The organism is Muriicola marianensis (genome assembly GCF_014638095.1).
GTDB classification, from domain to species: domain Bacteria; phylum Bacteroidota; class Bacteroidia; order Flavobacteriales; family Flavobacteriaceae; genus Muriicola; species Muriicola marianensis.
Map to the genome: position 1 here is coordinate 818,628 of NZ_BMFH01000001.1, position 21,345 is coordinate 839,972.

The window sequence follows — 21,345 nt, forward strand, 5'->3', positions numbered from 1 at the left end:
CCTACCGGTTGGTTTTTCGATTTTTCAAATAAGTCGATATGCATTGCTGAAGCAGAGTAGCCGCATTTTCCATGCTGTATTGGATGGATTTTGACGGATCCCTGATCTCCAGGATAACTTCCAGGCCAAATTTCCCTGCATCTTCTCCTTCCATGTCGAGCTTGCCGCAAACAGCCATAACCGGTACACCGTATTTTTTTCCGAGTCCTGAAACTCCCTGGATAAGCTTCCCATGAAGGGTTTGTACGTCGATGGCACCTTCTCCTGTGATAAGTAAATCCGTTTTTCGACCTTCGAATAAAGCCTCGGCTTGTGTGAGTTGCAACATGAATTCCACCCCCTTTACAAACCGGGCGTTAAGGAAGGTATGCAGCCCGAAGGCCGCCCCTCCGGCCGCTCCTGCCCCTGGCAGGTCGGCTGCAGACTTGCCAAACGACTCGAGGACGACCTGATCGAGGTTCTTTAAACCCGCCTCCAAAAAACCGATCTGCTCCAGTGAGGACCCTTTCTGGGAAGCGTACACAGCGGCTGCGCCCTGCGGGCCCAGCAAAGGGTTCTGCACGTCATTGATAGCGATCACCTCTGCCTGCTGCAGTGCTTCGATCACACCTCCCATCTCAACGCTTCTGATCTTTCCTAAGTTCCCCCCGGTGGGATCTAATACCGCATCCGAATCATCTTTAAATCGAAAGCCTAGGCCATGGGCGATCCCAAGACCCCCGTCATTGGTGGCGCTGCCTCCCAGGCCGACATAGATTCGCTTTGCCCCATTTTCCAAAGCGTGTCGAATCTGCAAACCCGTCCCCAGAGTAGAAGTGCGGGTTGGGTCACGCTCAGTGGGATCGAGCAATACAAGTCCGCTGCATTCTGCCAGTTCTATATAGGCCGTTTGTTCCTTCTTGGCCCACAAATACTGAGACTGAAGAGCCCTCCCAAGGGGATCCACAGAGGCAACACTTATCTCCTCAACAGGAATAGCACGGGCCACTGCTTTGAGGAATCCGTCTCCGCCATCTGAGGCGATCACCGAAGCGATCTCCGCATCTGGATAGACCCCTCTGATCCCGGTTGAAAGAGAATTGATCACCTCCTCTGCGCTCAGTGAGCCTTTGAACTTATCGGGAATCAAAACAAATCGCATACCCACAAGGTACAAAACAGATCCTTAGTCCCGGACTGCATTTTATCTGTTTCATTCTTTGTAATTTTGGGGCCATGAAGCAAAGCACAGGCTCCCGGACCAATAAAGAATTGCTGATCAAAGGGTTGAAGTATCTGGCTTACACAGTGGCCCTTATGTTTACAGCTCCGGTAGTACTGTACCAGGCCTTCAAGAACCAGGACCATCCCTGGTTTATCCCCGTATTGGTGGTCGGCGGCGTCCTTGCTCTGGGTGCCATAGGAATGGGTTTTTTCAGCATCAAGACCGTGGTTGATGCACTCTTCGGCAAACCTACCCCCCGGAAGGATTAAGTAGGAAAGCGCTATTGCCCGCTTGGGATCAACACCCTATCTTTGCGTCGGCATTAAAAGGCCTATCCTATGATTGATATTACGCTTCCCGATGGTTCTGTAAAAACCTTTGAAAATGGGGTTACCCCCATGGATGTCGCCAAAGACATCAGTGAAGGTCTGGCCAGAAATGTCATTTCGGCCAAATTCAATGACACCATTGTAGAAACCGTAACCCCCCTAGAGGAAAATGGGGATCTGGTCCTGTATACATGGAATGACGATGAAGGGAAGAAGGCCTTTTGGCACTCGTCTTCCCACGTGGTAGCCCAGGCGATAGAGGAGCTGTATCCCGGTGTAAAACTGACTATCGGACCGGCCATCGAAAATGGTTTCTATTACGACATCGACTTCGGTGATCACAGCATTTCCGAGAAGGATTTTCCAAAGATTGAAAAACGAGCAATGGAGATCGCCAGGGGAAAACACCCCTATAAAATGCGGGAGGTCTCCAAAAAGGATGCCCTGAACTACTATCAAAAGCAGGGAAATGAATACAAGGTGGAACTTATCTCCGCCCTGGAAGACGGAACGATCACTTTTTGTGACCACGACTCTTTTACAGACCTCTGCCGCGGCGGCCACATCCCGAATACGGGCTACATCAAGGCCCTGAAACTGCTGAGCGTAGCCGGAGCATACTGGAGGGGTGATGAGAATAATCCCCAGCTGACCAGGGTATATGGGATCTCATTTCCGAAACAAAAAGAACTTACCGAATACCTGGAACTTCTGGAAGAAGCCAAGAAAAGGGACCACAGGAAACTCGGCAGGGAACTGGAATTATTCACATTTTCCCAGAAAGTGGGCCAGGGACTTCCTTTATGGCTACCCAAAGGAGCTGCCCTGAGGGACAGACTGGAGCAGTTCCTAAAAAAAGCGCAGAAAAAAGCTGGGTACGAAATGGTGATCTCCCCCCATATCGGGCAGAAGGAGCTCTATGTTACCTCCGGGCATTACGCCAAATACGGGGAGGACAGCTTTCAACCCATTCATACCCCTAAGGAAGACGAGGAATTCCTATTAAAACCCATGAACTGTCCTCACCACTGCGAAATATACAATGCCAAACCTTTCAGCTACCGTGAATTGCCCAAGCGTTATGCGGAATTCGGAACGGTATACAGGTATGAACAAAGCGGGGAGTTGCACGGTCTTACCAGGGTAAGGGGCTTTACCCAGGACGATGCCCATATTTTCTGCACCCAGGACCAGCTGGATCAAGAATTCAAGAATGTGATCGACCTGTCACTCTATGTGCTCGGGTCACTCGGTTTCGAAAATTTCACTGCCCAGGTCTCGGTGCGCGACCTCGACAAGCCGGAAAAATACATTGGTTCCGTAGACAATTGGGAAAAGGCTGAACAGGCCATCATCAACGCCGCTGAAGAGAAAGGCCTGAAATATTCCGTTGTCCCGGGAGAAGCTGCCTTCTACGGTCCAAAGCTCGACTTTATGGTGAAGGATGCCTTGGGAAGGAACTGGCAATTAGGGACCATACAGGTAGATTACAACCTGCCCGAACGATTCGACCTCACCTACAAGGGAAGCGACAACGAACTCCACCGTCCTGTCATGATCCACCGGGCTCCCTTCGGAAGTATGGAAAGATTTGTGGCTTTGCTGCTGGAACACTCCGGAGGTAATTTCCCTTTGTGGCTGACACCGGAGCAGGCTATCGTACTGCCAGTCAGCGAGAAACACGAAAAATATGCGGAAAAAGTTTTAAAATCGTTAGAAAATCACGAAATTCGCGCGCTCGTTGACGACAGAAATGAAACTGTTGGCAAGAAGATACGTGAGGCAGAAATGAGTAAGATCCCTTTCATGCTGATCGTCGGTGATAGTGAAGAGGCCGAAGGGACACTGTCCGTTAGAAGACATGGAGGAGAGGACCTGGGGGCCATATCTCCGGAGCGCTTTGCGGACTTGGTTCAAAAAGAAATAAATAGTACATTAAAGTCGTTCTGAGACGAATAATTAAGTTTAATTAAAAAGTAGTAGCCATAGCAATAAGAAGACGATTTAGACCCCAACCCAGGAGGGAAAACAAGAACCCTCACAATATCAATGACAAGATTACAGCCCCTGAGGTACGCCTTGTAGGTGACAATGTGGAAATGGGGATTTACCCGATCAGGCAAGCCCTGAGCAAAGCAGAAGAAATGGGATTGGATCTCGTGGAGATCTCCCCGAATGCAGAGCCACCGGTTTGTAAGATCATAGATTACAAAAAATTCCTTTACGAGCAGAAAAAGCGCGAAAAGGTAATGAAGGCCAAGGCTACCAAGGTCATCGTCAAGGAGATCAGGTTCGGACCCAATACAGATGACCACGATTACGATTTTAAGAAGAAGCACGCAGAGAAGTTCCTCAAAGAAGGGGCAAAATTAAAGGCCTATGTCTTTTTCAAAGGAAGGTCAATCGTGTACAAGGACAAGGGTGAGATCCTCCTGTTGAGGCTGGCCCAGGACCTTGAGGAGTTTGGGAAGGTAGAACAGATGCCGAGACTGGAAGGAAAAAGAATGACCATGTTCATCGCCCCCAAAACCAAAAAGTAAGAGTACAAAAGCGAGATAAATCATAAGATAAAGGAACAATGCCCAAGATGAAAACAAAATCCAGTGCTAAGAAGCGATTCAAGCTTACCGGTTCTGGAAAGATCAAAAGACAGCACGCTTACAAGAGTCACATTCTGACAAAAAAATCGAAGAAGCGTAAGCTCAAGCTGACACATTCAACATTGGTACACCCTGCCGATGAGGATAGTATCAAGCAACAATTGCGTTTGAAATAAAACGACAAGTAGGTAGAAGTATTAACCGTGGAGTCAGGCTTAAAGAGCTAATCATTAGCCGCCTGCTACAAAAAACTAAAGAAAAATGCCAAGATCAGTAAATTCAGTTGCTTCCCGAGCCAGAAGGAAAAAAGTGCTCAAGCAAGCCAAAGGCTACTTTGGAAGACGTAAAAATGTTTGGACCGTTGCCAAAAACGCCGTGGAGAAAGCCATGGTGTACGCTTACAGGGACCGCAGAAACAAAAAGAGGAATTTCCGCTCCCTCTGGATCGCCCGTATTAATGCAGGAGCCAGAATGCACGGAATGTCCTATTCTCAGTTCATGGGGAAAGTAAAGGCCAATAACATAGAGCTAAACAGGAAAGTTCTGGCCGACCTGGCTATGAATCATCCAGAGGCTTTTAAGGCCGTTGTTGAGAAAGTAAAATAGACCATCATAATCTCGCTGAAAACCCTCCCTTCCCGGAGGGTTTTTTTTTACTTGCAAACAGGGCCGTACCCTAGGTTCCAAATAGGGTCAAAACCAGATTTCTTCCCGGTGCCCTGTCTCTGTGCTCACAGAGATAGATCCCCTGCCAGGTTCCCAGATTCAGAGACCCACCAGTGATGGGTACCTGCACGCTCGAACCCAAAAGGGAGGACTTGATATGGGCAGGCATGTCGTCGGGTCCCTCATAGGTATGCCTGTAATATGGAGCGTTTTCAGGAACCATCACATTGAGATGCCTTTCAAAATCATCCCGTACCGAAGGATCCGCATTCTCGTTGATCGTAAGGCTGGCGGAAGTGTGTTTGACAAAGACATGCAACATTCCTATACTGATGTTTTTTATCTCGGGCATCTCCTGCAGCACTCTGCGAGTGATCAGGTGCATACCCCTCGGATAAGGAGCCAGCGCTATTTCTTTTTGAAAAACCACCATTGTCATCTGGAAAATACTTTGCCTTAAAGTAACACAGAAATAAAAGAAACCAAATACATTTGCAGTCGAAATGAAGCTACCAACTCATTTTAAGGGCATTCGTCTGGTGGTGACTGACATGGACGGTACGCTGCTCAACCCGGATCACGAGGTGAGTGGGCGCTTCTTTGAATTATTCGACGCGCTAAGCGAGAAAGGGGTGATCTTTGCAGCTGCCAGTGGCAGGCAATACAACAGCATTGTCTCCAAACTGCAACCCATCCGTGACCGCATTTATGTGATCGCAGAAAACGGGGGCCTGGCGATGTTCGGGAAAAGGGAAATTGTCTCAACGCCTCTCGATGCGCTGACTAAGAATACCATCCTCGATTCACTGAGTGCGTCCCGCGATATACATCCTGTGCTTTGTGCCCGGAACAATGCTTATGTTACTGGTCATTCCCCGGATTTCCTGAGAATTCTCAAGGAGTACTACACGGAATTCGAGGTGATCGAAAACCTCCATCACTTTGAGGACGAGGTCATGAAAATAGCGGCCTATCATTTTGAAAGCTCTGAGAAATATATTTATCCCCTGGTAACCGACTTTGAACAGTCGCTGATGGTAAAGATCTCGGGCAGGCACTGGGTGGATATCTCCCATCCTTTGGCCCACAAGGGGTTTGCACTGGAAAAGATCCAGCAGGAACTGGGCATCGGTCCTGAACATACCATGGTCTTCGGGGATTACAACAACGATCTCGAAATGATGTCCTTATCCCATTACAGCTTCGCGATGGCCAATGCACATCCGAATGTGGCAAAGGCAGCCAGGTATTCGACCCTGAGCAATCAGGAGAAGGGTGTGGAAATTATCCTGGAAAGACTGCTGCAGAGTCTCGATTAGGTCTTTTGTTTTTTCTTCCTCGCGGCCGGGAATAGCACATTGTTCAGAATTAACCGGTACCCGGGTGAATTGGGATGGAGTTCCAGTTCTGTCTTGGGATCCCCTACCCTGTGCTGGTAATCCTCCGGATCGTGGCCCCCGTAGAAGGTAAAGAAGCCTTTTCCCTTGATCCCGTGGATGTATCTCGCCTCCCCATTGAGTTTGTTCTCTCCCAAGACAAGAACGGTGGGTTTGACTTCGGAGCGTTCGAAGGCCGTGGTCTGCCCCATGAACCCTTTGACCAGAGAGGTGTGATTCTGACAGAGCATTGTAGGCACCGGATCCCATTTGGCAGAGAAATCCATCAAGGTAAAATAATCCGATTCCCGGGGAACGCCCCGCCTTTTATTCGTCATATCAATGGATGAGAATTCGTACCTCAACGGGTTGCGTTCCAGGGTAAAATTTTCGAAAGCAAAGGTATTGTCGAAGTTCAGTTTCGACTGGTAATTGGGTTCCGAAGGATCACCGTCGAACATGGGTTCGCAAATATCTACCCCCTGTGCGGCCAAGGCGATATCAAAGCTGTCTGTGGCAGAACACATGGCGAACATAAATCCGCCTCCGATGACGTAATTTCTTATTTTCCACGCAACTGCTCCCTTTTCTTCCGAAACCTTGGAATACCCGAGTTTGGAAGCCAGGGCTTCTGCGTTGAGTTTCCCCTCGATATACCAGGGCTGTGATCGGTAAGCCTGATAGAATTTACCGTACTGCCCGGTAAAATCCTCGTGATGGAGATGCAGCCAGTCATAAAGGGCCAGTTGATCATCCAGGACCTCTTCGTCGTAAACCGTCACATAGGGAATCTCCGCGTAGGTAAGCACCATGGTGACGGCATCGTCCCAGGGTTGATTTTCCTTCGGGCTGTACACTGCTATCTTGGGAGCTTTTTCGAGAATGACCGCTTCCTGGTTCTGAGAGGGACTGCTGATGGCGTCCAGAATGGCTTCGGCTTTCTCATCTGAGATCACCTCGAAAGAAACCCCACGGATCCGGCACTCTTTCCGGATAGCTTCCCCGTCAGGCAACAGGAAGGACCCACCCCTGTAGTTAAGCAGCCACTGCACCTTCTGTTCTTTCGTCAGGACCCAATAGGTGATCCCATAGGCCTTGAGGTGGTTCTCCTGGCTATCCGCATCCATGGGTAGGAGTATCATAGTGGACCATCCCGATGACCAGCTTGATATGATGAGAATCAGGGTCCAAAAAAATCTAGACAGCGGAAAAAAGGAGGTAAATACCTTCTTATTCGCAGTGATCTTAAAAAAACTGAGAGTCGCGGTCAGGGCCTTAAAACGGGACTTCGTTATCATCAGGGTCCAGGTCAGGATTATCGTTCATCGAACTACCAAAGGCATCGTCTGCACTGGGCAGGTTTTTGGTGATGAACGGATTTTCCCCATCGGCATTCATCTTGGATTGGAACTCAAATGGAGAATCAAAGTCATCCAAGTTATCAAATTTACCGAGTTGTCCAATGAACTTTAACCTAATATTATCGAGTCCCCCATTCCGGTGTTTGGCTACGATGAATTCGGCCTGGCCTTGAGTAGGAGTGCGTTCCTCGTCGTCCCACTCGTCTATTTTGTAGTATTCAGGACGGTAGATAAAGGACACGATATCGGCGTCCTGTTCAATGGCTCCTGATTCCCTGAGGTCTGACAGGATGGGGCGTTTGCTCCCTCCCCTAGTTTCAACCGCCCTCGAGAGCTGCGAGAGGGCGATCACTGGAACGTTCAGTTCCTTGGCCAGTGCCTTGAGGTTTCGGGAAATAGTAGAGATCTCCTGTTCCCTGTTGCCCCCTTTCTGGCTTCCTCCTGCCGTCATAAGCTGAAGGTAATCCAGGACAATGAGTTTGATCTTGTGCTGGGATGCCAGCCTTCTGGCCTTCGCGCGCAGGTCGAATATGGAAAGGGAGGGGGTATCGTCAATAAAAAGCGGGGCGTTTTCCAATGCCTTTACCTTGACGTTCAACTGTTCCCATTCGTGTTTCTCCAACCTTCCCGTACGCAGCTTTTCAGAAGACAGGCCTGTCTCAGAAGAGATCAGCCTGGTGATCAACTGTACTGAGGACATTTCCAGAGAGAAGAAAGCTACGGGAATATTGGAATTCACCGCCATATTCCGGGCCATGGAGAGGGTCAGGGCCGTTTTTCCCATCCCAGGTCTCGCAGCGATAATGATCAGGTCACTGGGCTGCCAGCCTGAGGTGAGTTTATCTACCTTATCGAACCCGGAAGGTATCCCGCTCAGGCCTTCCTTATTGGATATCTCCTCTATCTTTTTCTTGGCCTGAATAACGAGATTTTGAGCAGTTTCCGCAGATCTTTTCAGATTTCCCTGGGTGACCTCGTAGAGTTTCGCCTCTGCATTGTCGAGTAGGTCGAACACATCCGTGCCCTCATTGTAGGCCTCTTCAATGATCTCGCTGGAGATCTTGATCAAACTGCGCTGAATATACTTTTGAAGTATGATCCTGGCATGGAACTCGATATGCGCTGAACTGGCTACTTTCTGGGTGAGTTTGATCAGGTAGAAGTCGCCTCCGACCAGATCCAGCTTCCCTTCCTTCCGCAACTGGGCTGAAACGGTTAATAAATCAACAGGTTCCGAACTTTCGAAGAGTTTGTAGATGGCTTCGTAAATAGACCTGTGGGCGTCCTTGTAAAAAACATCCGGATGCAGGATATCGATGACTTCATCGACTCCTTTTTTGTCAATCATCATGGCTCCAAGCACAACTTCCTCTAAATCAACTGCTTGAGGGGGTATTTTACCCTTCTCAAGGCTGATCAGGGAAGCCTTGCCTATATTATGCCCAATGACCGGACTCGTTTTTTCCATAGGATACAAAAGTATACATTAACCTTAGTTTAACATTCGATCTCCAGACTCGGATATCAACCATTCATTAACAATAGGTCTGTTGATAAGTTACGAATTTGTGTTCATAACAGAAAAAAACCGGAGATGAAGTTCTCCGGTTTTCCGTAATGCTTTTAACACAGTGTTTTAACCGCTAAAAACTCCCATGTTGGAATATTTATCCATCCGCATTTCTACGAGTTTTTCTGGTGATAACTTTTTGAGTTCCTCGTAGTGTTTGCTGATTTTGTTTTTGACGATCTCAAAGGCCTTTTCCCGGTTTGCATGGGCACCTCCTTCGGGTTCCTTGACGATCTCATCGATCAGCTTGAGCTTTTTCATATCTGAGGCGGTCAGCTTCAGGGCCTCAGCTGCCACTTCCTTGTATTCCCAGCTACGCCATAGAATAGATGAACAGGATTCAGGAGAGATCACAGAATACCATGTATTCTCGAGCATGAGTACCTTGTCTCCCACCCCTATTCCCAGGGCACCTCCGGAAGCTCCTTCCCCTATGATCACTACGATAATAGGTACTTTGAGTCGGGTCATTTCCAGGATGTTCCTCGCAATGGCCTCTCCCTGTCCCCTTTCTTCCGCTTCTATGCCGGGGTAGGCTCCGGGGGTATCGATAAAACTTACCACGGGAATTCCGAATTTTTCAGCTGATTTCATCAGACGAAGGGCCTTGCGGTATCCTTCCGGATTGGCCATTCCAAAATTTCGCAATTGCCGGGTCTTGGTATTGTATCCTTTTTGCTGCCCGATGAACATATAGCTTTGGTCACCGATCTTCCCAAGGCCTCCAATCATGGCCTTGTCATCCTTAACTCCGCGGTCGCCGTGAAGCTCAAGCCAGGTCTCTCCGCAGATCGCCCTGATGTAGTCCAGGGTATAAGGCCGGTTCGGGTGCCTTGAAAGTTGTACTCTCTGCCAGGCCGTAAGATTTTTATAGATCTCTTTCCGGGTTTCGGAGAGTTTCTTTTCTATCTGTTTACAGGTTTCAGTAACGTCTACATCACTCTCCTTACCAATGATCTGGCACTTCTCCAGCTGCTCTTCAAGTTCCTTGATAGGGAGTTCAAAATCCAGGTATTCCATCTCGAGTTAGTTTCAGTTGATTCAGCCCACAAATATAAACTTTATACGGAAACCTGTCCTTTCACCCCATCCTTTTTGCCGATTTCCTGTTCTTGAGAATTCCGTTGGCCACCACAGTCAGAAGAATGATCAATCCTCCTATATAGAACTGCGAATTCATTCTTTCGCTGTCCCCGAAAATGGCGAAGGCCAGAAGTATCCCGTAGACAGGTTCCAGGTTGACCGTCAGCAGGACGGTATAAGGGCTTACATGGCGCATCACCTTTACGGAGGCAATAAATGCAAAGGCCGTACAGATTGAGGCCAGGATGAAAATGTACAGCCAATCGGATGTATTCAAATCAAAGAATTCCGCAGTATATCCCGAGCTCAGTCCGAGATACACCGTAATGAACAGGGCCCCACTCAGCAGTTCGTAAAATCCGATCAACGAAGGTTTGTGGTGTTTGATCAATCTGCCGTTGATCAGGGTGAAGACAGCGCCCAGGAAGGCAGATGCCAGAGCGAGCAAAATGCCTTCTGTGTACTCTGTTCCTACATTGAAGATAAAATACAGGCCCAGGATGACTACAAGTCCGAAGACCACCTCATATGCAATCACCTTCCTCCCGTACCAAATCGGTTCCAGAAGGGAGCCGAAAAAAGCCCCTGTAGCCATGGTGGCAAGGGCCACGGAGACATTGGCCACTTTAATTGCTCCAAAAAATGTGATCCAGTGTAGAGCGATAACCACCCCGGCCATAAAGAGAATCCCAAGCGTCTTACCATTCACAGATAAGGGTATTCTCCGTATGAACATATACATCAGGATACAAAGGGCTGCCAGGGCCATCCTGTACCAGACCAAAGGCAGGGCATCAATGGAAATCAATTTTCCCAAAACCGCGGTAAAGCCCCAGATAAAGACGATCAGGTGAAGGAGGAAGTAGTTCCGCAGCTTATCGCTTTGCATGTTGCAGGAGGTAAAGCCCCAGGGCCCCGAAAGCCAGGTTCGGTATGATCACAGCCAGGAGGGGAGAAAATCCGGATTGTTCAGCCAGTGTCCCAAAGACCTTGTCGAAGAAAATATAGATAAATGCCACCCCGATCCCGAAGGCCAGGTTGACTCCCATACCTCCCCTTCGTTTTACCGAGGATACGGCCACCCCGATAATAGTGAGGATAAAGGCCGTAATTGGCAGGGCCCATCGCTTGTATTTTACCAGGATGTAGGTGTTGATATTGGATGCCCCTTTTTTTCTCTGGGTGTCGATGAATTTGTTCAATTCAAACAGGTTCTTGGTCTCGGCTACATAAGATACCGGGGTAAGGTCGTCTATCTTGAAGTTAAAAATGGTATCGAGCCGTCTTTTGGTGACCACGATCTCCTCCGAGCCTACCAGCTTTCGGTGTGTATAGCTCGTCAGGCGGTACAAGCTGTCCTTGGAAACCCACCGGATGTTCCCGGCACTGATCTTCTCCTGCAACTGATTGTCCTCCCCGAAATGTTCAAAGGTGAAATTATACCCGATCTGACGATCGGGATCGAAACTGCTCACATAGATAAAATCATTCTCGTTGAGCTGGTTGAAGATATTACTGGTAACCCGGTCCTGCTTTCCTTTTTTAAGGTATTTGAATTTGAACTCATGATACCCCACACTGGCATTGGGTACTATGAACATGCTCATAAAGAACATGAGGACCGCGATTACAGAAGCACCTAAAAAATATGGCCTTAGAAAACGGCTATATGAAACTCCGGAGCTCAGAATAGCCACAATCTCTGTATTATTGGCCAACTTGGAGGTAAAGAAGATAATAGAGAGAAACAGGAAAACTGGAAAGAGGAGGTTACCGATATAAATGGTAAAATTCATGTAGTACACGAGTATCTCGTTGAGCGGAGCCTCGTTGTCTATCATCTTCCCGATCTGTTCGGCCAGGTTCAGCATGATCCCGATAGGGACGAATAACAGCAGCATCATCCCAAAGGTGAGCAGGTATCGCTTCAGAATATATCTGTCGAGAATTGTCAGCATCAGAGTCGATTGTCCATTTGTTTCACCATCCTGTTCTTCCAGGTTGCAAAATCACCTGCTAAAATATGATTTCTGGCCTCTCTGACCAACCATAGGTAGAACCCGAGGTTGTGTATGGTTGCGATCTGTTTACCAAGGAATTCGTTGGCCGCAAATAAATGCCTGAGATAGGCTTTGGAATATTCCCGGTCCACAAAGGTAGGGCCGTGCTCATCGATAGGGGAAAAATCGCTTTCCCACTTCTTGTTTTTGATATTGATGGTGCCATGGGATGTGAAGAGCATACCATTGCGCCCGTTGCGGGTCGGCATCACACAGTCGAACATATCTATCCCCAGGGCAATATTCTCGAGCAGGTTGATGGGTGTTCCCACTCCCATTAAGTATCTGGGCTTGTCCTCCGGCAGGATATCACAGACCACTTCGGTCATTGCGTACATTTCTTCCGCAGGCTCACCCACAGACAACCCTCCTATGGCATTGCCCTCAGCCCCTACTCCGGCAATGTACTCCGCTGATCTTTTCCGGAGATCTGTATAGGTCGACCCCTGGACGATAGGAAAAAAAGTCTGGGAATACCCGTATTCATATGGGAGTTTTTCCAGGTGTGCCATACAGCGATCCAGCCATCGGTGGGTAAGATGCATAGACCTTTCCGCGTACTGGTAATCACATGGATAAGGTGTGCATTCGTCAAAGGCCATGATGATGTCGGCCCCAATGATCCGTTGTATCTCCATCACGTTTTCCGGGGTGAACATATGGGATGACCCGTCGATATGCGATTTGAATTTCACCCCTTCCTCCCGTATCTTTCGGTTACCCGAGAGTGAATACACCTGGTAGCCGCCGCTGTCTGTCAGGATGTTCCTGTCCCACCCCATAAAAGCGTGTAGTCCGCCCGCCTTCCTGAGGATCTCAATCCCGGGACGGAGGTAGAGATGATAGGTATTTCCGAGGATGATATCAGGGTCGATCTCCTCCCGCAACTCCTTCTGGTGTACCCCTTTTACAGAGGCCACCGTTCCTACCGGCATGAAAATAGGGGTCCTGATGCTGCCGTGATCCGTAATCATCTCCCCAGCCCGTGCCTTTGATGCCGGATCCGTATGTTGTAGCTTGAATTGCAATACCTTGATTGAGAAGGCAAAGATAGGTAACGCATCAAAGAATTTCCCTAACAAAAAAATAAAGTTCTGGTCCCCGATATTCGTTGATAAAATGTAATAACTCCCTTTGTACAAGCAAAAGTTTGCCGTTACTTTTAGGCCCGAAAACTAAAAGGTCTTATGGCATCACTACAAGATTTGGCAAAGATCGCCACCCAGGTTCGACGGGATATCGTACGCATGGTCCACAAGGTAAATTCGGGCCATCCGGGAGGATCTCTGGGCTGTACCGAATTCTTTGTCGCCCTCTATTATGAAATCATGAAACTCCATGACACGTTTACAATGGACGGAATAGGCGAAGATATCTTCTTCCTCTCCAACGGGCACATCTCCCCAGTCTATTACAGTGTCCTGGCACGGAAGGGATATTTCCCCCTGGAGGAACTCAATACTTTCCGTATGCTGGATTCCCGCCTGCAGGGCCATCCCACCACTCATGAGGGGCTGCCCGGGGTGAGGATCGCTTCGGGATCCCTCGGACAGGGTATGTCTGTTGCCATCGGTGCCGCCCTTGCCAAAAAGCTGAACAAGGATGAGCATATCGTTTACAGCCTTCACGGGGATGGAGAATTGCAGGAAGGACAGAACTGGGAGGCTATCATGTTCGCCGGCAGTAAAAAAGTAGACAACCTAATCGCCACCATCGACCGGAACAGCCAGCAGATAGACGGAAATACAGAAGATGTAATGGCGCTTGGCGATGTAGGTGAAAAATTCAGGGTCTTTGGCTGGGATGTACTGGAACTCAAAGAAGGAAATGACCTCAAGGCCATCATAGACACCCTGAAAGATGCCAAAAAGAGAAGCGGAAAAGGTAAACCGGTTTGTGTGATCATGCATACGGTGATGGGCAATGGGGTCGATTTCATGATGCATACACACGCCTGGCACGGAAAGGCTCCCAACGATGAACAATTGGCAATTGCACTCGACCAGAATGAAGAAACCCTGGGGGATTATTAATCATTAACAGCAAGTTTACGTCATGAAGAAGTATACAGATCAGGGAAAAAAGGATACCCGCAGCGGATTTGGAGCCGGGATGACCGAATTGGGCAGGAAAAACCCACAAGTGGTTTCTCTATGCGCCGACCTAGTGGGATCTTTGAAACTGGATGAGTTTATAGAGGAAAACCCGGACCGGTTTTTTCAGGTTGGCATCGCCGAAGCGAATATGATGGGCATCGCAGCCGGTCTCACCATAGGCGGCTATATCCCCTTTACCGGTACTTTTGCCAACTTTTCTACCGGGAGGGTGTACGACCAGATCCGGCAGTCCATAGCCTACTCCGGGAAAAATGTAAAGATCTGTGCCTCCCACGCCGGACTCACATTGGGGGAGGATGGCGCCACTCACCAGATCCTGGAGGATATCGGACTCATGAAAATGCTGCCGGGAATGACGGTGATCAATACCTGCGATTTTAACCAGACCAAAGCCGCAACCCTGGCGATTGCAGATCATGAAGGCCCCGTTTATTTGAGGTTCGGCCGACCTAAAGTTCCCAATTTCACAGATCCGGAGCAGGAATTCCATATCGGCAAGGCTGTCATGCTCAACGAAGGGAAGGATGTTACCGTGATCGCCACAGGCCATCTTGTCTGGGAAGCCCTGCAGGCTGCAGAAGCCCTGGAGCAGGAAGGGATCTCTGCTGAGGTCATCAATATCCATACGATCAAACCCCTGGATGAAGAAACCATCCTGGCCTCGGTGCGGAAAACAGGATGCGTGGTGACCTGTGAGGAACACAATTACCTGGGCGGACTCGGAGAAAGCGTAGCCCGAACCCTCACCGTCCACCACCCTGTCCCACAAGAGTTTGTAGCCACCCGTGATACCTTCGGGGAAAGTGGTACTTCAGACCAGTTGATGGAAAAATACGGACTGGACAATAAAGCTATAAAGGAGGCCGTTTTACAGGTGTTAAAAAGGAAGGCATAGATTTTCGGTATCATTCTTGATACCCTTTCCATGTCTAATTAAAATGAACACCTTATGAAGAAATCACTTCTAGTGGTGGCTATGGCCGCCCTCTCTGCCGTTTCTTATGCGCAGGTCGACTCAAAGTTCGGGATCAAGGCCGGACTCAACTACAACGCCAATGGAGATTACTTTGAATCTACCGGGGAGGCTGCCCGAAATCCCGACAGGAATGTTGGTTATCACATCGGTTTCTTCGGTCAGCTGGGATCCCGAGTGTATTTCAGGCCTGAATTGGTCTACACCAGTATCTCCTCAGACTATGACAACGACGATTTTAAAATGCAGAAACTGGATGTTCCGATGCTGATCGGTGCCAAGATCATCGGCCCTCTTCATGTATTCGGAGGTCCCGCCTTCCAGTACATCCTGGATACGGAATACGACGGCATCACCATCAATGATGTCAGCAACGACTTTACGGTAGGCGTAAATCTCGGTGCAGGGATCAATCTGGGGATGCTAGGCATCGACCTGAGGTACGAGCGCGGTTTCAGCGACAACGAGGCTACGTTTATCAACCGGAATGTGACCACAGTGCCTACGAGCCGGATAGATACCAGACCCGATCAGCTCATCCTGAGCTTTTCTCTCAAGCTTTAAAAAAAAAGGCCCTGAAATTCAGGGCCTAATTTTTTAACTGTCGATGTCGAGATAATCTGGTATACCATCGTTATCTGAATCGGGAAAAGTAATATTTCCCTGTGCATCTATGATTATCTCATCCCTGGTCGGAATACCGTCACCGTCATCATCCGGATCGATGTGATTGGGCAGTCGCGGCACCCTGAGCCTTCGCTCCTCGCTCTCATCCGTATTGTCATTCGTAACATCTCCATCCCCATTAAGGTCCTCAAGGATCGAGGGAATTCCATCATTATCGTAATCGGTCTCTTCCACATATAGGCCCAAGGACACCTTGAAGATCAGGGGAGAATACGCCGGAATACCGGATGGGGTGCCATTGAAATAGGCCAATCCGGACGGCAGAAACATCACTCCTATTCCTGAATCTGTAATTTCGGTCGTACCATCAGGGTTCACCTGTATATCGCTTCCTGCCTTGAATTTTGTGATCGCCTGCCCGTATCCCCTCAGGAAGAAGGGTAGGTATTGCCAGTTATAATCTCCTGTGCCGTCGAACAAAACGCCTGTCAGAAGGGAACCTTCATATCGAATATAGGTGGAGTCTGCAGCCGTGGGAGTATTTCCCGTCCCCTCCCTGGCTATCAGATAATACAGTGTATGGGTCACGGTCTCATTATCCTCGAGTTCAAAATCCTCAGAACTCACCTCGATCGAAATAGACTGTACGTCGTCGATCAGGGGGCGTTTCCCGCTGTTGTCACCTGCGATTGTGTCCAGTTTTATGCGGAAATCGAAATCGGCAGGGGGATTTTCAAACTCCTCGTAATTGTAGAAATGGGTTTGGAGGTATTCCTGAATGGCCGCTTCATCCTCTATCACGACCTCACTCAGAGCTCTGGGCGGGATCACCTCAAATCCGGGACCGTCATCGTTGCCACAGGAAAGGATCAAAAAGGAAACAAACGCCGCCAGAACGGCCTTTTTTATGGGCATAGCATTCTTTTTAACGGCCGCAAGATACAATTTTCCCCTATTTTTGCTGAAGACCTTAACAAAGAATTTATCCTTAGTATGCGTATTGATAAGTACCTGTGGTGCACACGGTATTACAAGACCCGAAACCAGGCCACCGAGGCCTGCAAGAAGGGTCAGGTACAGGTCAACGGGCAGATTGCCAAACCTTCCAGGGAAGTGTTCCCGTCAGACGAGGTACGTCTGAGAAAAAATCAGATCGACTACCAACTAAGCGTTTTGGAAATACCTCCAGGCCGTGTGGGTGCCAAGATCGTCGGGCTCTACCGAAATGACACCACACCTCAGGAAGCCCTGCAGCATCAGGAAATACAACGCCTGGCCCAGTCATATTACAGAAAAAAAGGAACCGGAAGGCCCACGAAGAAGGACAGAAGGAACATTGATGACTACATGGATGGAGGGGACTAAGCAATATTGGGACGAGCGGTATCTCAACCGCCACTTGGGTTGGGATATAGGGGAAGTCTCCACCCCGATGAAGGCTTACATAGATCAGTTGAGAGACAGGGAGGTCGATATTCTGGTTCCCGGTGCAGGTAACGGCTATGAGGTCGGATATCTCTTTGAGAATGGATTTAAAAATGTGTATGCCCTGGATATCAGTGAGGTTCCCTTTGCGGCCTTCAAAAAGACCTATCCCGACTTTCCTGAAGACCAGCTGCTACTCTGTGATTTCTTTAAACTGCAGGGGATGAAATTTGACCTTATTCTGGAACAGACCTTCTTTTGTGCCCTGAAACCTGAAATGAGGGAAAACTACGCCGAAAAAATGCACTCCCTTCTCAAAGATGGTGGGATAATTGCCGGTGTGCTGTTTGATTTTCCACTAAAGGAAGATGGACCCCCTTACGGAGGGGACAAAGAAGCCTATCGGGATTTGTTCTCGAAGTATTTCCAGATTAAGAAGCTGGAAAGGGCCTACAATTCAATTTTGCCGAGGCAGGGAAGTGAACTCTTTTTTATCTTTGAGAAGAAATCGATCTGAAAAATGGAGAACAGCATCCTGAAACACGAGCAAATCCAGCATATCATCCGGCGGATCGCCTACCAGATCTACGAGGTCAATGTGGATGAGAAACGTATCATTATAGCCGGGATCACCGGGGGCGGTCTCTCCTTTGCCAAAAAATTGCAGCGGGTGCTGAATAAGATCACGGATGCAGAGATTGTCTTGTGCCAGGTTACCATGGACAAGTCGGATCCCCTGAAAAGCGGGGTTACCACTTCCCTTGAACCCTCTGAATACAAGAATTCATCCATTGTTCTTGTGGACGATGTACTGAATTCAGGCTCCACCCTTATCTACGGGGTGCACCATTTCCTCAAAACGCCTCTAAAGAGATTGAAAACGGCTGTGCTGGTGAACCGCAACCACAAAAGGTATCCCGTAAAAGCCGATTTTAAGGGAATCTCACTCTCGACCTCTTTACAGGAACACGTCCATGTGCACTTTGAGGCCAAAAAGGACGTGGTATATCTAGACTAGTTTAGCGGCTATCTCGGCTGCGATCTCATCTACCGACTTCCCCTCACAGGATATGGTGTGATTTGCCCTGGAATAGTAAGGTCGCCTTTCGAACAAATGCTTTCCGATGTATTCCTGCAGTTCTTCGGGCTTGAGGTGACTGATCATGGGGCGGTGGTCCTTTTCATCGGCGAGTCGGGCCGTAAGGGAAGCTACCGACAGCTGCAGGTAGAAAACATTCGGGGTCTTATCGAGGAGCAGGTCTGTATTCCCGGAGTAGCAGGGGGTTCCCCCTCCGGTCGATAATACCACTTTATCTTTGGAAAGCAAGATCTCCTTGAGGTATTCATGTTCTTTTTTCCTGAAGAAGATCTCGCCTTTCTTCCGGAAAATATCTGGTATACTCATCCCGAGTTCCTCTTCGATATGGTCATCGAGATCCAGGAACGGCAATTCCAGTCGATCAGCGAGGGCTTTTCCAACAACCGACTTACCGCTGCCCATATATCCTATCAAAACGATCTGCAAAGCTGCTTTTTTTGCAAAAATGGAGCAATTCAAACCGAATTCAAAGAATTCATAAAATTATCCTTAAATCGACTTGAAAAATGGATTATTGATATTATATTTGCACCCTCTTAAAGGGCTCCCCTCAGGGATTCCTTCGAGATAAAAAATTGACATTCTGACCTGGTAGCTCAGTTGGTAGAGCATCTCCCTTTTAAGGAGAGGGTCCTGGGTTCGAGCCCCAGCCAGGTCACGATCAAGCGCAAAATCCTCGCCAGCAAGGCGGGGATTTTTGTTTTCGAAGAAAGGCCAAGCTTGCTTGGGCATATCGAAGGAAACAAAAATCAGGCAAACCCTCGCTAACGCCAGTCTTCAGACTGGTGGTAGCACCATTCACATCGCCGGGTCCAACGAGCGAAGCGAAGCCTGCCTGCCGGCAGGCAGGTTAACCCCAGCCTCTTTTTTAAAATCTCAAATCCCAAAAATAACGCGAGCTCGCTCGAGGATTTCGAACGAAATAAGCTGCTGTTGGGATGTGAAATTTGTAGTTGCGGCTCATCTTGAAAAGATAATCCTATTACCCGCAAAGTGATTACACTTTGATTAGGTTCACCACAAGTCAAAGACATGCGGTAGCGGAGCCACAAGTCGCAGACTTGCGGCAGCGGTGTCAAATAAGGAAATATCTTTAAAAAATATCAGAGGTATGACTAATATCATTGTATTCGGATATCCTATGGTTGACCTTTGCAAAAAAGAGTCATGGGCCTTATCATCACTATTGTCGTTCTGGTCCTAATCCTGGTTCTTATCAGTTTATTGTACATTCCGCTCGATATCTGCATAGACACCAGAGGCAACAGGTATTACGCAGAACTCAAGGGCCTGGTAAAGGCAGATGTGGAGCCCGATGAAAGGGAGATCCTCAGGATCAGGGTCAAGGCACCCTTTAAGGAATTCTATTTCTTTCCGTTGAAACCCAAAAGAAAGAAACCCGATAAAATCGACGAGAAAAAACGCGACAAAAAAGGACGTAAATACTGGAATAGGTTTACTCCAAACACTATATGGAGGGTAGTAAAATCCTTCGAGATCAAAAAATGGGAACTCGACCTGGATACAGGTGACTGCATCACCAATGCGAAATTGTATCCGCTGTTCGCCTTACTGAATTATCGCACGGGAGGGTTTCACATAAATTTTGAAGGAAGAAATCATGCCCTGCTCATGGTGCGGAACAGACCTATTGGCCTCATAAAATCATTTTTTAACCTCTAAATTCTACACCATGGAATTACATTTTGAAGAATTACTGGCAAAGATCACTGAATTTATCAAGACAGAAGCCAAGACTGAAACCGTTGTCGGTGAGCAGTTTAAACTGGGCGAATTTACCTGTGTCCCCGTGATCAAAGTAGGAATGGGATTTGGTTCCGGAGGCGCTGAAGGCGCTGGCGCCAAAAAAGGCAAAGGCCAGGGAATGGGAGCCGGAGCCGGAATGGGTATTGAACCCATCGGATTCCTCGTCACCAAGGGAGATGAGATCAGCTTTTTGGAAGCAGTGAAGTCGCACGGACTCGCCGCGGCCTTTGAAAAAGTTCCCGATCTGATCGAACATCTGGCAGAAAACCGCCGCAAAGAAAGAGAAGCGGAATTGGTCTAGACTTCCCGATTTGACCAACCAAAAGAAAAGGCACCCGCAGGGGTGCCTTTTTTATTAAAATTATACAATAATTATTGTGCGAAACTATTGACCAGTTTCCCTACGGTTCTTTTTTGCTTTTTGAAAAGGTTCGTCAGAGGCTTAAAGATGCTGGCCAGGGTATAAGGCTCAAAATCGAATCTCAGGATCAGCGGTTTTTTGTTTTCCGCGGAAATCTCAAGACCCTTCCAGATCTCGAAATCCAGGTATCTCCTGCCGACTAAACTCTGCTGAGATTTGTCCTTCAGTATCAGGGTATTTCCAGATGTTCCCAGGTAGAACCTCAACGTGGTATACCGTCCGGGTTTCAGGTTTACCTCACCCTGCGTTTTAAGGAAAAGACCGGTATGGGAACCTTTCAGATTAACCCTGCTGGTGTCCTCAAAGTCCTTGATGATGTGCTCTTGTCCGGCCTCATCAATGGCGGCAAACCTGGTAATATCCAGGATCATTTCTGACACCCCTTTTTCGGTAGCCATTAAATTGTTCAGTAAAATATCATATGTATTGTATTCCGTGAGCGCCCAAATATCACTCATCTTATAAGCAACAGGGTTCGTATGGAATACGGTCGGATAAAATGTCGTCGTTTTCATAGTTGTAATACTTTAAAATTACGATGCAAATGTCCGGCGATCTTCCGGTAGGGAAAACCAGTATATTTTCCAATATATATGCTATTTTAACCTATAAGCATACATATAATGTTAATTTGTGTTAATATACCTTAGATGAGGGTCAATTGATC

25 protein-coding genes and 1 tRNA gene are annotated in these 21,345 nt (G+C 48.1%); 15 read left to right on the forward strand and 11 right to left on the reverse strand.

Annotated elements, in window-relative coordinates:
* Position 1 precedes the first annotated feature (1 nt).
* Positions 2–1,141 (reverse strand): glycerate kinase, encoded by a 1,140-nt coding sequence (locus IEV19_RS03720; RefSeq protein WP_188369349.1) that lies wholly within the window; start codon positions 1,139–1,141, stop codon positions 2–4.
* A gap of 74 nt (positions 1,142–1,215) precedes the next feature.
* On the opposite strand from IEV19_RS03720, the gene IEV19_RS03725 reads away from it, so the two are divergent.
* The 5 genes from IEV19_RS03725 (at position 1,216) to rplT (ending at position 4,739) form a co-directional block, all read left to right on the forward strand.
* Positions 1,216–1,473, forward strand: a complete 258-nt coding sequence (locus tag IEV19_RS03725; protein ID WP_188369350.1) for a DUF6095 family protein — start codon at positions 1,216–1,218, stop codon at positions 1,471–1,473.
* A gap of 69 nt (positions 1,474–1,542) precedes the next feature.
* The gene (gene thrS / locus IEV19_RS03730) at positions 1,543–3,483 is read left to right on the forward strand and encodes a threonine--tRNA ligase (RefSeq protein WP_188369351.1); all 1,941 of its coding nucleotides are present in this window, start codon (positions 1,543–1,545) and stop codon (positions 3,481–3,483) included.
* Between the two features lie 41 nt (positions 3,484–3,524).
* Positions 3,525–4,073: a translation initiation factor IF-3 gene (gene infC, locus IEV19_RS03735; protein WP_262890088.1), complete on the forward strand. Its 549-nt coding sequence runs from the start codon at positions 3,525–3,527 to the stop codon at positions 4,071–4,073.
* A gap of 38 nt (positions 4,074–4,111) precedes the next feature.
* Positions 4,112–4,309, forward strand: coding sequence for a 50S ribosomal protein L35 (gene rpmI, locus IEV19_RS03740; protein WP_188369352.1), 198 nt, complete (start codon positions 4,112–4,114; stop codon positions 4,307–4,309).
* An 85-nt stretch (positions 4,310–4,394) separates the two neighbouring features.
* Positions 4,395–4,739: a 50S ribosomal protein L20 gene (gene rplT, locus IEV19_RS03745; protein WP_188369353.1), complete on the forward strand. Its 345-nt coding sequence runs from the start codon at positions 4,395–4,397 to the stop codon at positions 4,737–4,739.
* A gap of 70 nt (positions 4,740–4,809) precedes the next feature.
* Here the strand turns inward: rplT and IEV19_RS03750 are convergent, their stop codons facing one another.
* A complete protein-coding gene (locus IEV19_RS03750; RefSeq protein WP_188370718.1) occupies positions 4,810–5,232 on the reverse strand; it encodes a secondary thiamine-phosphate synthase enzyme YjbQ in 423 nt (140 codons plus the stop codon).
* Between the two features lie 70 nt (positions 5,233–5,302).
* Here IEV19_RS03750 and IEV19_RS03755 point away from each other — a divergent pair, with 70 nt between their 5' ends.
* Complete coding sequence (locus IEV19_RS03755) at positions 5,303–6,118, forward strand: HAD family hydrolase (RefSeq protein WP_188369354.1); 816 nt, start codon at positions 5,303–5,305, stop codon at positions 6,116–6,118.
* On the opposite strand, the gene IEV19_RS03760 is transcribed toward IEV19_RS03755, so the two are convergent.
* From IEV19_RS03760 to tgt, 6 genes are all read right to left on the reverse strand, one after another.
* A complete protein-coding gene (locus IEV19_RS03760) occupies positions 6,115–7,317 on the reverse strand; it encodes an asparagine synthetase B (RefSeq protein ID WP_229732470.1) in 1,203 nt (400 codons plus the stop codon). The two genes, IEV19_RS03755 and IEV19_RS03760, sit on opposite strands and share 4 nt — an antisense overlap.
* 133 nt (positions 7,318–7,450) lie before the next feature.
* Entirely contained in the window at positions 7,451–9,004 is a 1,554-nt protein-coding gene (gene dnaB, locus IEV19_RS03765; RefSeq protein ID WP_188369355.1) for a replicative DNA helicase, read from the reverse strand.
* Positions 9,005–9,172: 168 nt separating this feature from the next.
* Positions 9,173–10,126 carry an acetyl-CoA carboxylase carboxyltransferase subunit alpha gene (locus IEV19_RS03770; protein ID WP_188369356.1) on the reverse strand — a complete coding sequence of 318 codons (954 nt, stop codon included), beginning with the start codon at positions 10,124–10,126 and terminating at the stop codon, positions 9,173–9,175.
* A gap of 61 nt (positions 10,127–10,187) precedes the next feature.
* Positions 10,188–11,078, reverse strand: coding sequence for a DMT family transporter (locus IEV19_RS03775; protein WP_188369357.1), 891 nt, complete (start codon positions 11,076–11,078; stop codon positions 10,188–10,190).
* Positions 11,065–12,147 (reverse strand): LptF/LptG family permease, encoded by a 1,083-nt coding sequence (locus tag IEV19_RS03780; protein ID WP_188369358.1) that lies wholly within the window; start codon positions 12,145–12,147, stop codon positions 11,065–11,067. Before IEV19_RS03780 ends, IEV19_RS03775 begins: the two co-directional genes overlap by 14 nt.
* Positions 12,147–13,277: a tRNA guanosine(34) transglycosylase Tgt gene (gene tgt, locus IEV19_RS03785; protein ID WP_188370720.1), complete on the reverse strand. Its 1,131-nt coding sequence runs from the start codon at positions 13,275–13,277 to the stop codon at positions 12,147–12,149. The genes IEV19_RS03780 and tgt overlap by 1 nt, the downstream gene beginning before the upstream one ends.
* A 159-nt stretch (positions 13,278–13,436) precedes the next feature.
* Between tgt and IEV19_RS03790 the strand changes: the two genes are divergently transcribed.
* The 3 genes from IEV19_RS03790 to IEV19_RS03800 are packed head-to-tail and all read left to right on the forward strand — an operon-like array spanning position 13,437 to position 15,903.
* Complete coding sequence (locus IEV19_RS03790; RefSeq protein WP_188369359.1) at positions 13,437–14,282, forward strand: transketolase; 846 nt, start codon at positions 13,437–13,439, stop codon at positions 14,280–14,282.
* A 22-nt stretch (positions 14,283–14,304) separates the two neighbouring features.
* A complete protein-coding gene (locus tag IEV19_RS03795; RefSeq protein ID WP_188369360.1) occupies positions 14,305–15,261 on the forward strand; it encodes a transketolase family protein in 957 nt (318 codons plus the stop codon).
* Positions 15,262–15,315: 54 nt separating this feature from the next.
* Positions 15,316–15,903 (forward strand): outer membrane beta-barrel protein, encoded by a 588-nt coding sequence (locus tag IEV19_RS03800; RefSeq protein ID WP_188369361.1) that lies wholly within the window; start codon positions 15,316–15,318, stop codon positions 15,901–15,903.
* A 33-nt stretch (positions 15,904–15,936) separates the two neighbouring features.
* Here IEV19_RS03800 and IEV19_RS03805 read toward each other — a convergent pair whose 3' ends face one another.
* Positions 15,937–16,881, reverse strand: a complete 945-nt coding sequence (locus IEV19_RS03805) for an FKBP-type peptidyl-prolyl cis-trans isomerase (RefSeq protein WP_188369362.1) — start codon at positions 16,879–16,881, stop codon at positions 15,937–15,939.
* 78 nt (positions 16,882–16,959) lie between these two features.
* On the opposite strand from IEV19_RS03805, the gene IEV19_RS03810 reads away from it, so the two are divergent.
* From IEV19_RS03810 to IEV19_RS03820, 3 genes are read left to right on the forward strand one after another with little or no spacing between them, the layout of a single operon-like run.
* Positions 16,960–17,331, forward strand: a complete 372-nt coding sequence (locus IEV19_RS03810; RefSeq protein WP_188369363.1) for an RNA-binding S4 domain-containing protein — start codon at positions 16,960–16,962, stop codon at positions 17,329–17,331.
* Positions 17,306–17,908 carry a methyltransferase gene (locus IEV19_RS03815; protein WP_229732471.1) on the forward strand — a complete coding sequence of 201 codons (603 nt, stop codon included), beginning with the start codon at positions 17,306–17,308 and terminating at the stop codon, positions 17,906–17,908. The genes IEV19_RS03810 and IEV19_RS03815 overlap by 26 nt, the downstream gene beginning before the upstream one ends.
* Positions 17,909–17,911: 3 nt before the next feature.
* Complete coding sequence (locus tag IEV19_RS03820) at positions 17,912–18,409, forward strand: phosphoribosyltransferase family protein (RefSeq protein WP_188369364.1); 498 nt, start codon at positions 17,912–17,914, stop codon at positions 18,407–18,409.
* Here the strand turns inward: IEV19_RS03820 and IEV19_RS03825 are convergent.
* The gene (locus IEV19_RS03825; protein ID WP_188369365.1) at positions 18,401–18,916 is read right to left on the reverse strand and encodes a shikimate kinase; all 516 of its coding nucleotides are present in this window, start codon (positions 18,914–18,916) and stop codon (positions 18,401–18,403) included. The two genes, IEV19_RS03820 and IEV19_RS03825, sit on opposite strands and share 9 nt — an antisense overlap.
* 159 nt (positions 18,917–19,075) lie before the next feature.
* On the opposite strand from IEV19_RS03825, the gene IEV19_RS03830 reads away from it, so the two are divergent.
* The 3 genes from IEV19_RS03830 (at position 19,076) to IEV19_RS03840 (ending at position 20,558) form a co-directional block, all read left to right on the forward strand.
* Positions 19,076–19,148: transfer RNA gene (locus tag IEV19_RS03830), tRNA-Lys, on the forward strand.
* Positions 19,149–19,657: 509 nt separating this feature from the next.
* Positions 19,658–20,173, forward strand: coding sequence for a hypothetical protein (locus tag IEV19_RS03835; protein WP_188369366.1), 516 nt, complete (start codon positions 19,658–19,660; stop codon positions 20,171–20,173).
* A gap of 10 nt (positions 20,174–20,183) precedes the next feature.
* A complete protein-coding gene (locus IEV19_RS03840) occupies positions 20,184–20,558 on the forward strand; it encodes a GerW family sporulation protein (protein ID WP_188369367.1) in 375 nt (124 codons plus the stop codon).
* A gap of 71 nt (positions 20,559–20,629) precedes the next feature.
* Here the strand turns inward: IEV19_RS03840 and IEV19_RS03845 are convergent, their stop codons facing one another.
* Positions 20,630–21,193, reverse strand: a complete 564-nt coding sequence (locus IEV19_RS03845) for a hypothetical protein (protein ID WP_188369368.1) — start codon at positions 21,191–21,193, stop codon at positions 20,630–20,632.
* Between the last annotated feature and the right edge of the window lie 152 nt (positions 21,194–21,345).

Coding starts and splice junctions, on each gene's coding strand:
- IEV19_RS03720 (WP_188369349.1), bottom strand. CDS start 1,141: ATGCGATTTGTTTTGATTCCCGATAAGTTCAAAGGCTCACTGAGCGCA.
- IEV19_RS03725 (WP_188369350.1), top strand. CDS start 1,216: ATGAAGCAAAGCACAGGCTCCCGGACCAATAAAGAATTGCTGATCAAA.
- thrS (WP_188369351.1), top strand. CDS start 1,543: ATGATTGATATTACGCTTCCCGATGGTTCTGTAAAAACCTTTGAAAAT.
- rpmI (WP_188369352.1), top strand. CDS start 4,112: ATGCCCAAGATGAAAACAAAATCCAGTGCTAAGAAGCGATTCAAGCTT.
- rplT (WP_188369353.1), top strand. CDS start 4,395: ATGCCAAGATCAGTAAATTCAGTTGCTTCCCGAGCCAGAAGGAAAAAA.
- IEV19_RS03750 (WP_188370718.1), bottom strand. CDS start 5,232: ATGGTGGTTTTTCAAAAAGAAATAGCGCTGGCTCCTTATCCGAGGGGT.
- IEV19_RS03755 (WP_188369354.1), top strand. CDS start 5,303: ATGAAGCTACCAACTCATTTTAAGGGCATTCGTCTGGTGGTGACTGAC.
- IEV19_RS03760 (WP_229732470.1), bottom strand. CDS start 7,317: ATGATACTCCTACCCATGGATGCGGATAGCCAGGAGAACCACCTCAAG.
- dnaB (WP_188369355.1), bottom strand. CDS start 9,004: ATGGAAAAAACGAGTCCGGTCATTGGGCATAATATAGGCAAGGCTTCC.
- IEV19_RS03770 (WP_188369356.1), bottom strand. CDS start 10,126: ATGGAATACCTGGATTTTGAACTCCCTATCAAGGAACTTGAAGAGCAG.
- IEV19_RS03775 (WP_188369357.1), bottom strand. CDS start 11,078: ATGCAAAGCGATAAGCTGCGGAACTACTTCCTCCTTCACCTGATCGTC.
- IEV19_RS03780 (WP_188369358.1), bottom strand. CDS start 12,147: ATGCTGACAATTCTCGACAGATATATTCTGAAGCGATACCTGCTCACC.
- IEV19_RS03790 (WP_188369359.1), top strand. CDS start 13,437: ATGGCATCACTACAAGATTTGGCAAAGATCGCCACCCAGGTTCGACGG.
- IEV19_RS03795 (WP_188369360.1), top strand. CDS start 14,305: ATGAAGAAGTATACAGATCAGGGAAAAAAGGATACCCGCAGCGGATTT.
- IEV19_RS03800 (WP_188369361.1), top strand. CDS start 15,316: ATGAAGAAATCACTTCTAGTGGTGGCTATGGCCGCCCTCTCTGCCGTT.
- IEV19_RS03805 (WP_188369362.1), bottom strand. CDS start 16,881: ATGCCCATAAAAAAGGCCGTTCTGGCGGCGTTTGTTTCCTTTTTGATC.
- IEV19_RS03810 (WP_188369363.1), top strand. CDS start 16,960: ATGCGTATTGATAAGTACCTGTGGTGCACACGGTATTACAAGACCCGA.
- IEV19_RS03815 (WP_229732471.1), top strand. CDS start 17,306: ATGACTACATGGATGGAGGGGACTAAGCAATATTGGGACGAGCGGTAT.
- IEV19_RS03820 (WP_188369364.1), top strand. CDS start 17,912: ATGGAGAACAGCATCCTGAAACACGAGCAAATCCAGCATATCATCCGG.
- IEV19_RS03835 (WP_188369366.1), top strand. CDS start 19,658: ATGGGCCTTATCATCACTATTGTCGTTCTGGTCCTAATCCTGGTTCTT.
- IEV19_RS03840 (WP_188369367.1), top strand. CDS start 20,184: ATGGAATTACATTTTGAAGAATTACTGGCAAAGATCACTGAATTTATC.
- IEV19_RS03845 (WP_188369368.1), bottom strand. CDS start 21,193: ATGAAAACGACGACATTTTATCCGACCGTATTCCATACGAACCCTGTT.